This window comes from Mesorhizobium sp. (genome assembly GCF_024509055.1).
GTDB lineage: Bacteria > Pseudomonadota > Alphaproteobacteria > Rhizobiales > Rhizobiaceae > Mesorhizobium.
The window spans coordinates 1-7,415 of record NZ_JANINM010000015.1; the positions used below are offsets into that span (position 1 = coordinate 1).

8 protein-coding genes are annotated in these 7,415 nt (G+C 66.6%); 6 read left to right on the plus strand and 2 right to left on the minus strand.

Going from position 1 to position 7,415, the window contains the following annotated elements; translation table 11 throughout:
- The first annotated feature begins 152 nt into the window (after positions 1–152).
- From Q0L57_RS00975 to Q0L57_RS00985, 3 genes are all read left to right on the plus strand, one after another.
- On the plus strand, positions 153–1,250 hold the full coding sequence (locus Q0L57_RS00975; protein WP_296736502.1) for a KamA family radical SAM protein: 1,098 nt from the start codon (positions 153–155) through the stop codon (positions 1,248–1,250).
- Between the two features lie 264 nt (positions 1,251–1,514).
- Positions 1,515–2,354, plus strand: coding sequence for a BA14K family protein (locus Q0L57_RS00980; RefSeq protein ID WP_296736505.1), 840 nt, complete (start codon positions 1,515–1,517; stop codon positions 2,352–2,354).
- A gap of 244 nt (positions 2,355–2,598) precedes the next feature.
- A complete protein-coding gene (locus Q0L57_RS00985) occupies positions 2,599–3,024 on the plus strand; it encodes a globin family protein (RefSeq protein WP_296736507.1) in 426 nt (141 codons plus the stop codon).
- Positions 3,025–3,264: 240 nt separating this feature from the next.
- Here the strand turns inward: Q0L57_RS00985 and Q0L57_RS00990 are convergent, their stop codons facing one another.
- Complete coding sequence (locus tag Q0L57_RS00990) at positions 3,265–4,650, minus strand: FAD-binding oxidoreductase (RefSeq protein ID WP_296736509.1); 1,386 nt, start codon at positions 4,648–4,650, stop codon at positions 3,265–3,267.
- A 110-nt stretch (positions 4,651–4,760) separates the two neighbouring features.
- Complete coding sequence (locus tag Q0L57_RS00995; RefSeq protein WP_296736511.1) at positions 4,761–5,189, minus strand: hypothetical protein; 429 nt, start codon at positions 5,187–5,189, stop codon at positions 4,761–4,763.
- Between the two features lie 251 nt (positions 5,190–5,440).
- Between Q0L57_RS00995 and minC the strand changes: the two genes are divergently transcribed.
- From minC to minE, 3 genes are all read left to right on the plus strand, one after another.
- Positions 5,441–6,319 (plus strand): septum site-determining protein MinC, encoded by an 879-nt coding sequence (gene minC, locus Q0L57_RS01000; protein WP_296736512.1) that lies wholly within the window; start codon positions 5,441–5,443, stop codon positions 6,317–6,319.
- 108 nt (positions 6,320–6,427) lie between these two features.
- Positions 6,428–7,243 carry a septum site-determining protein MinD gene (gene minD, locus Q0L57_RS01005; RefSeq protein ID WP_296736513.1) on the plus strand — a complete coding sequence of 272 codons (816 nt, stop codon included), beginning with the start codon at positions 6,428–6,430 and terminating at the stop codon, positions 7,241–7,243.
- The coding region (minE, locus tag Q0L57_RS01010) for a cell division topological specificity factor MinE (RefSeq protein WP_296736516.1) at positions 7,240–7,415 on the plus strand (176 nt) is incomplete at its 3' end. The genes minD and minE, both read left to right, overlap by 4 nt.

The following is a 7,415-nucleotide window of genomic DNA, read 5'->3' on the forward strand; positions in this document are numbered from 1 at the left end:
CATACACCTGAACCAACACACAGGATCCTCGGGTCAAGCCCGAGGATGACGAAGCATTGGCGGTGCCGCGGAAGAAAGGCCGCGACCACGCCAACCATTGACCCCGCCCGTCATCCAGCCGATATCCCGGGCAAATTTTGCCCGAGCCTCCAATGACCACCGATCTCAAATCACCGGCCACTCCTGACGCCGCCTGGCAGGACGATGTCCGCGCCGGCGTACGCCATGTCCGCGACCTCGACCGGCTTCCGCTCTCGCCCGCCGAGCGCGCCGCCGCCCAGGCCGCTGCCACAGCCCACAAGGTGCGCGCGCCGAAAGCCTATCTCGACCTGATCGACTGGAGCGACCCGAACGACCCGATCCGCGCCCAGGTGATCCCGTCGCCCGACGAACTCGTCGCCGCCGAGGGCGAGCTTGACGACCCGATCGGTGACCACGCCTTCAGCCCGGTGCCGAGGCTGACGCATCGCCATGCCGACCGCGTGCTCCTGTTTCCCACCTATCAATGCGCGGTCTACTGCCGCTTCTGCTTCAGGAAGGAATCGCTCACCTCGATCGGCCGCGGTTACACGCGCGAAGCACTGGGACCGGCGCTGGCCTATATCGCCGATCATGCCGAAATCCGTGAAGTGATCCTGACCGGCGGCGACCCGCTGTCGCTGCCCGACAAGGCGCTGGAGGAGATCCGCGCCCGCATCGAGGCGATCCCGCATGTGCGGCTGTTGCGCATCCACACCCGCGTGCCGGTGGCGCTGCCTGCGCGCATCACGACTGGCCTGGTCGCCGTCCTGCAAGGCAGGCTGATGGTGACGGTGGTGACCCATTTCAATCACCCACGCGAGATTACCGATGACGTCGAGCGGGCCTGCCGGACGATGCGACAGGCAGGCTTCGTGCTGCTCAACCAGAGCGTCCTGCTGAAGGGCGTCAACGATCAAGTCGAGGTGCTGGAGGAGCTTTGCCGCGAGTTGATGTACAGGCTGGGCGTCAAGCCCTACTACCTCCACCACGGCGATTTGGCGCGCGGCATGGCGCACCGCCGCACCACCATCGCCGAAGGCCAGGCGCTGGTGGCGGCGCTGCGCCGGCGCCTCTCCGGCATCTGCAGCCCGACCTACGTCATCGACCTGCCTGACGGCGGCGGCAAGGTGCCGCTGGCGGCGAGCCACATCGAGGGTTGCGAGGCCGGGACCTGGCGCATTCGCGGCCAGGACGGCGAGGCGAGGGAGTATCGCGAGGTGGTCGGCTAGCTGCTCTCCTCCATCCGTCTCTTTGCCGTTCATCGTCCATTCGCAGGATGCGGGCTGTCGCGGAAAGTCCGATAGTGGCTTTCGATCCTTCCGGATCGTCATATGTATCTTCAGTAGCGATCCTTGACCCCCGCAAGCTTCTCCCGGAGCCTGCGGGGGCTCCCGCCATTCGATAGCGGGATCAGGCCGCAACATTGCCCTCTTCCTGTGGGAACCGGAATCCACGCCTCCGCATTCTATGAGCAGGGGATGAAGGAGTTCAGCGTGAAGGCTTTGTTGGGGATTGTCGGCGGTTTCGTGCTGACCTTGGCTGTGTTCGGCAGCGGGCTGGCCTTCGCCGCGTGGTTGCTTACCGCCAAGCCGGTGCGCCAGGCCACACCCGCGATCGGTGTTTCGGAACTGTGGACGAAGGATGCGCAGCCGGTCGTTGCGCAGAAGCAGGGTCTCGAACGTATTCCCGCCCAGCAGGCGGCCGGCGCGTCGGACAACGCGGCCGGCGACCAGGCCGCGAAGCCCGACAGCCAGCCGCGCACCGCGGCCCTCACGACGCCAGCCCAGCCTGCCGAGCCGCACCCGCTGCAGCCATTGCCCGGCTTTACCCAGACCGAGCAGCCCGCGCCCGCCAATGGCTCGACGGCGCAGCCAGCGCAGCAGGCGCCGGCTCAGCAGGAGGCGCAGCTCCCCGCCGCGCATCTCGAATGGTGCGCCAACCGCTACCGCAGCTACCGCCCGGAAGAAAACAGCTACCGCTCCTATGGCGGCGAGATCCGCCCTTGCATCTCGCCCTATTTCGATCCGGAGAGCGCGAGCGCCGCGAATGCGGGCCAGAACGACCTGACCGGGAACGATCAGGCCCGCAACGACACGAACCAGCCGACCGACGACCAGGCCGAGATGCAAGGCTATGCGGACACCAGGGACGGATACGCCACCACCTATGGCGGCCCGCCTGAAGAGATCGCGCCTAACCAACAGGCCTACGGTAACGGCCGACAGATGTCAGGCGACCACATCGACTATTGCTACAACCGCTACCGCTCCTACGACCCGAGCGACAACACCTACCAGCCCTTCGACGGCGGCCCGCGCCGGCAGTGCGAATAACGGTTCCGGCTGAGAATCCAAGCCGAACCAACGCCGCGATCCGTCACACTTCCCTTGAGGGGGAGATGGTTGGCAGACCAGAGGGGCTTGCTGTCCCGCCAACGATGCGCGTTCCCGCACACCAGCAGCATCCAACCTGATACCGGACGGAGACACGACGGAAACACATCGCCCCCTCGCGCGGCATGCCCGCGAAACGCCAGGACGGCATCGTAGGCGCAAGCAAACGCGGAGGAGCGCGCCGATGACACCCGACCAGATCAAGCTTGTGCAGGATAGTTTTCGCGAGGTCGTCCCGATCAAGACGGCGGCCGCGGCCTTGTTCTACGAGAAGCTGTTTGCCATCGACGGCAGCCTCAAGGGACTGTTTCGCGAGACCGACATGAGCAAGCAGGGCGCCAAGCTGATGGCGGCGCTCGGCTTCGTCGTTCACGGGCTTTCCCGTGCCGAAACCATCCTGCCAACGGTCCAGGATCTCGCCAGGCGGCATGTCGGCTATGGTGTCGAGGAGCGTCATTACCCGATCGTCGGCCAGGCGCTCATAGAGACGCTTGAGGCGGGCCTCGGGCAGGCCTTCACGGCCGAGGTGCGTGGCGCCTGGGCCGCGGCCTATGGCCTGCTCGCCGGCGTGATGATCGCGGCCGCGCGTGAGGTGCAGATCGCGGCATAGTGTGTTGTTGGGTTCCCGGACCCCGCGAGGCGGCGCGGGGAACGGGAAGCGCTTGGCCAAAAGGGCGCGGGCGCCGGGCGCAGCGAGGCGGAGAAGGGGCTTTGTAATGCAGTTCCCCTCCTTCGCCTGCCGCTTTGCTGCGATGCGGGCAGCGCGGCGTCCGCTAAGGGCGAGATATCCGGCAGGACAAGAGGGCAGCGCTGTCCCACCGTCGCCCATCGTTTACCTATAAGGGCGCCATCACCCTACGATCTTTCCCGGATTCATCACATTGGCCGGGTCGATCAATTGCTTGATCATCCTGGACAATTCCTGCTTCACCGGGTCGGCGTGGCGCTCATAGGCCTCGCGCTTGTCGAGGCCGACGCCATGCTCGGCCGAGAACGAGCCGCCAGCCTCGCGCAGCCCTTCATAGAGCACGTCCTCGATCGCTTCGTGCCGCTCATGCGAAACCGGCCCGTCGCAATTGATCGAGATGTGCAGATTGCCGTCGGCTAGATGGCCGTAGACATAAGGCGCGTAAGAAGCGTCGATCGTCTTCAGCCCCGCCTCGATACGCGCCACATAGGCGTCCAGCGCGCCGGCCGGCACGGAAACGTCGAAGGAGGGCGCCATGGGGTGCGCGCGCTCGATCTGCTCGGTCTCCTCCCGCAGCCGCCACATCGCGGCGGCCTGGGCTTCCGAACTCGCGACCAGCCCGTCGACGATTGCCGCGTCTTCCCAGATCGCCGCCAGCCCGTCCTCCAGCGCGCCTCTCGCCGTCTCCATGGAGTCGGCGCCGAGCCCCACCACAAGCAGGCACGGCGCATCGAGAGGCAGGCTGCCCGGCGCATAGTTCAGAGCCCGCTGCATGAGCGAGGCAAAATTGCGCCACAGGATCTCGGCGGCGGTGAGCCGCGCGCTTGTCGAGGCCAGGAAATGACGCACGATGCGCTGCGCGCTCCGCGCGTCCGGCACGCCGACGAGCGCCGTGGCGCCGGCGCCTGCCACCGGGTCGAGCCGCACCGTCACGCGGGTGACGATGCCGAGCGTCCCTTCGGCCCCGATGAACAGGTGCTTCAAATCATACCCGGCGCTGGTCTTCAGCACGCGGGTGAGGTCGCAAAAGACCCGTCCATCCGGCAGCACCGCTTCGAGGCCGAGCACGCGGTGGCGCATCGTGCCGTTGCGAAAGGCCATGATGCCGCCGGCATTGGTGGAAACCATGCCGCCGATGGTGGCGCTGCCGCGCGCGGCAAGATCGATGCCGGGGTCGAGCCCATGCACCGCCGCCGCCTCCTGCAGTGCGCCGAGCGTCGTGCCCGCCTGCACGATGGCCGTGCGCGCCAGCGGATCGATTTCCTCGATCTGGTTCAAGCCGCCAAGGTCGCAGATCACCTGGCCGGCGGAAGTCGCGGCCCCGCCCGCCAGCCCCGTACGCCCGCCCTGGGCGACAAGGCTGATGCCGCGCTCAGCGCAAAAGCGCACCAGCGCCGCGACGCCCTCGGTGTCCTTGGGCCGCACAAGGGCGGCGGCGCCGAAATTGCGGCCATCGAAGCCGGGATCGCGGCTGGCGAGCTCGGAAGAGTCCCAGATGGTGGCGGTGGGGAGGGCGGTGCGGAGGGCGGGGAGGAGGGAAGATGTCATGAAGGCTCCAGGGTCATGGAGCCTTACCGTAATGGCGCCAGTGCGTCGATAGCGTGGAGAACGCGCCGCCGGCCGGTGGCTGTCCGACTAGCCGGCAGGCGTCAGCCCACCTAACTCGCCCAGATCGAGCACCCGACCTTCTGTCCTGTCGCAGCGTCCGTCACCGTCTTCGCGGACACCCGGCGCATTCCGGCCCTGTTCGCCTTCACCTCGCTGCTGGCGAGGTAAGCCGGGTCGCCGACTTCCCAGTGGAAACGGCCGTTCGGCGGCGAGCGCCTCCAGGTGAATTTCGAGGCATAGGCCAACTGGCCCGGCGTGTTGTCTTCGAACCGGCAGTCGATGGTCGCCGGCGCAAATCCCCTCGCGCTCATAGCGCTGACGACCTGGTCGGCGTCAGCCGTTTTCAGCCACTGGTTGCTGGCGATTGTCGGGTCGCTGGCCGTGTTGCTCGGCGGGCTGGTAAGGCACCCTCCGAGAAGAAGCAGCGCGCCGATCGCGGCGCCCGCCTTACCCGCCCGCTTGCCGGCTTGTCGATCCATGGCCATGTTCGTCCCCCTTGCCCGGAAAAGAAATGGAAATAGACAGGCCGCGATAATACGCGCCACGGCATACTCTCGTATATTAGAAAGTTCACACTTTCTTAACCTTGCGAGCGGGGCCGGCGGTGTGTGGCAGCCCCGCCACAAACATTAGCCGAGCCAGTTCCTTAACGGCTCCGATCCGCAAAATTAACCTTTTGTTAACCATTGGCTCGGCACCCTTTAACCATTGAGTAAGGATTCGCACGGCCGTGACCTTTGCCGCCCCTTTGCAGAACAAATCCATCCGCTTCCGCGCCCGCTCTTTCGTCGCCTTCACGTTGACGCCGGAGGCGCCGATCGCCGACTGGCTGGAGGGGCTAGACCACTGGATTGCCAATTCGCCCGGCTATTTCGCCGGTCGCCCGGTGGTGCTGGACCTGAACATGCTTCAGCCCGGGCCGGAGGAGATCGCGGCACTTGTCGGCACGCTGGCGCGGCGCGGCATCCGCGTCTATGCCATCGAGCTCGAAGGCGCCGAACTGGGGCCGGAGCTGCCGCCACTGCTTGCCGGCGCCAAGGAGGCGACTGCTGAAGGCCTGCTCGGCCGGGCCGCGCGCAAGGCGAGGGCGGAAGAGCTCGAAGCAGCCGCCGTCGAGGCCGCCGCGGTCGAGATGCCGGTGGCGGAAGCGCCTGTCGAGGCGCCCCGCGCGGAGATATCGGGGGAAGAGCCGGACCCCGCGCTGGCGGGGCTCGAAACAGTCCAGCTGCAAAAGGCCGGGGCAGAGCAGGGCGCTGCGCTGGCACGGCCGGAACCTTCCGCCGGCACGTTGATGATCAAGGCGCCGATCCGCTCCGGCCAGTCGGTCTTCCATCCGCATGGCGACGTCATCGTGCTGGGCTCGGTCGCGTCCGGCTCCGAGATCGTCGCCGGTGGCTCGATCCATGTCTATGGCACGCTGCGCGGCCGCGCCATCGCCGGCTCGGAAGGCAATATTTCGGCGCGTATCTTCTGCCGCAAGAACGAGGCCGAATTGCTCGCCGTCGACGGCTGGTACACCACGGCCGAGGAGATGGAGGGCGTGTCACGCGGCAAGGCCGTGCAGGCCTTCCTCGAAAACGATGCGTTGTGCGTGGTGCCGCTCGGCTGAGTTTTTTGCCGGCGCAAGCTTCGGACCGGTTTCGCGTGCGAAGATTGTAGACAACCCGCCGTGCCGTGCACGGCCAGAGAATAAAAACCGCCAATGGAGGCTGGATATATGGGCAAGGTAGTCGTGGTCACCTCGGGCAAGGGGGGCGTCGGAAAGACGACCTCGACGGCCGCGCTCGGCGCGGCCGTGGCCAAGACCGGCAAGAAGGTGGCGCTGGTCGATTTCGACGTCGGTCTGCGCAACCTCGACCTCATCATGGGTGCCGAGCGCCGCGTGGTGTTCGACCTCGTCAACGTCATCCAGGGGTCGGCGAAGCTGTCGCAGGCGCTGATCCGCGACAAGCGGCTGGAGACGCTCTATCTGCTGCCCGCGTCGCAGACGCGCGACAAGGACGCGCTGACCGAAGAAGGCGTGGCCGAGGTCATCGCCCGCCTGCGCTCGGTGTTCGACTATGTCTTCTGCGACAGCCCGGCCGGCATCGAGCGCGGCGCCCAGCTTGCCATGCGCTTCGCCGACGAAGCGGTCATCGTCACCAACCCGGAAGTTTCGTCGGTGCGCGACTCGGATCGCATCATCGGCCTGCTCGACGCCCGCACCATGAAGGCCGAGCAGGGCGAGCTGGTCCAGAAGCACGTTCTGGTCACCCGCTATGACGCGGCGCGCGCCTCGCGCGGCGAGATGCTGTCGATCGACGACGTGCTGGAAATCCTGTCGACGCCGCTGCTCGGCATCATCCCGGAAAGCCAGGATGTGCTCAGGGCCTCCAACCTCGGCTCGCCGGTCACGCTGTCGGAGCCGATCAATGCCGCCGCCAAGGCCTATCTCGAAGCGGCAAGACGCCTTGAAGGCGAGGACCTGCCGGTGGTCGTCCCCTTCGAACGCAAGGGCTTCCTTGACCGGCTGCTCGGAAGGAGGGCCGCATGAGCATCCTCGACCTCTTCAAGCGGCGCACCAGCGCGCCGGTGGCGCGCGAGCGGTTGCAGCTGCTGCTCGCCTATGAGCGCCAGAGCCGCGGCCAGCCGGACCTCGTCTCCATCCTGCGCGAGGAGATCATGGCGGTCATTGCCAAGCATGTGCAGATCGACCAGGACTACCT

Excerpts from the sequence above, each read along its gene's own strand:
- Q0L57_RS00995 (WP_296736511.1), bottom strand. The coding sequence starts at position 5,189 with ATGGATCGACAAGCCGGCAAGCGGGCGGGTAAGGCGGGCGCCGCGATC.
- Q0L57_RS00975 (WP_296736502.1), top strand. The coding sequence starts at position 153 with ATGACCACCGATCTCAAATCACCGGCCACTCCTGACGCCGCCTGGCAG.
- minD (WP_296736513.1), top strand. The coding sequence starts at position 6,428 with ATGGGCAAGGTAGTCGTGGTCACCTCGGGCAAGGGGGGCGTCGGAAAG.
- Q0L57_RS00990 (WP_296736509.1), bottom strand. The coding sequence starts at position 4,650 with ATGACATCTTCCCTCCTCCCCGCCCTCCGCACCGCCCTCCCCACCGCC.
- Q0L57_RS00985 (WP_296736507.1), top strand. The coding sequence starts at position 2,599 with ATGACACCCGACCAGATCAAGCTTGTGCAGGATAGTTTTCGCGAGGTC.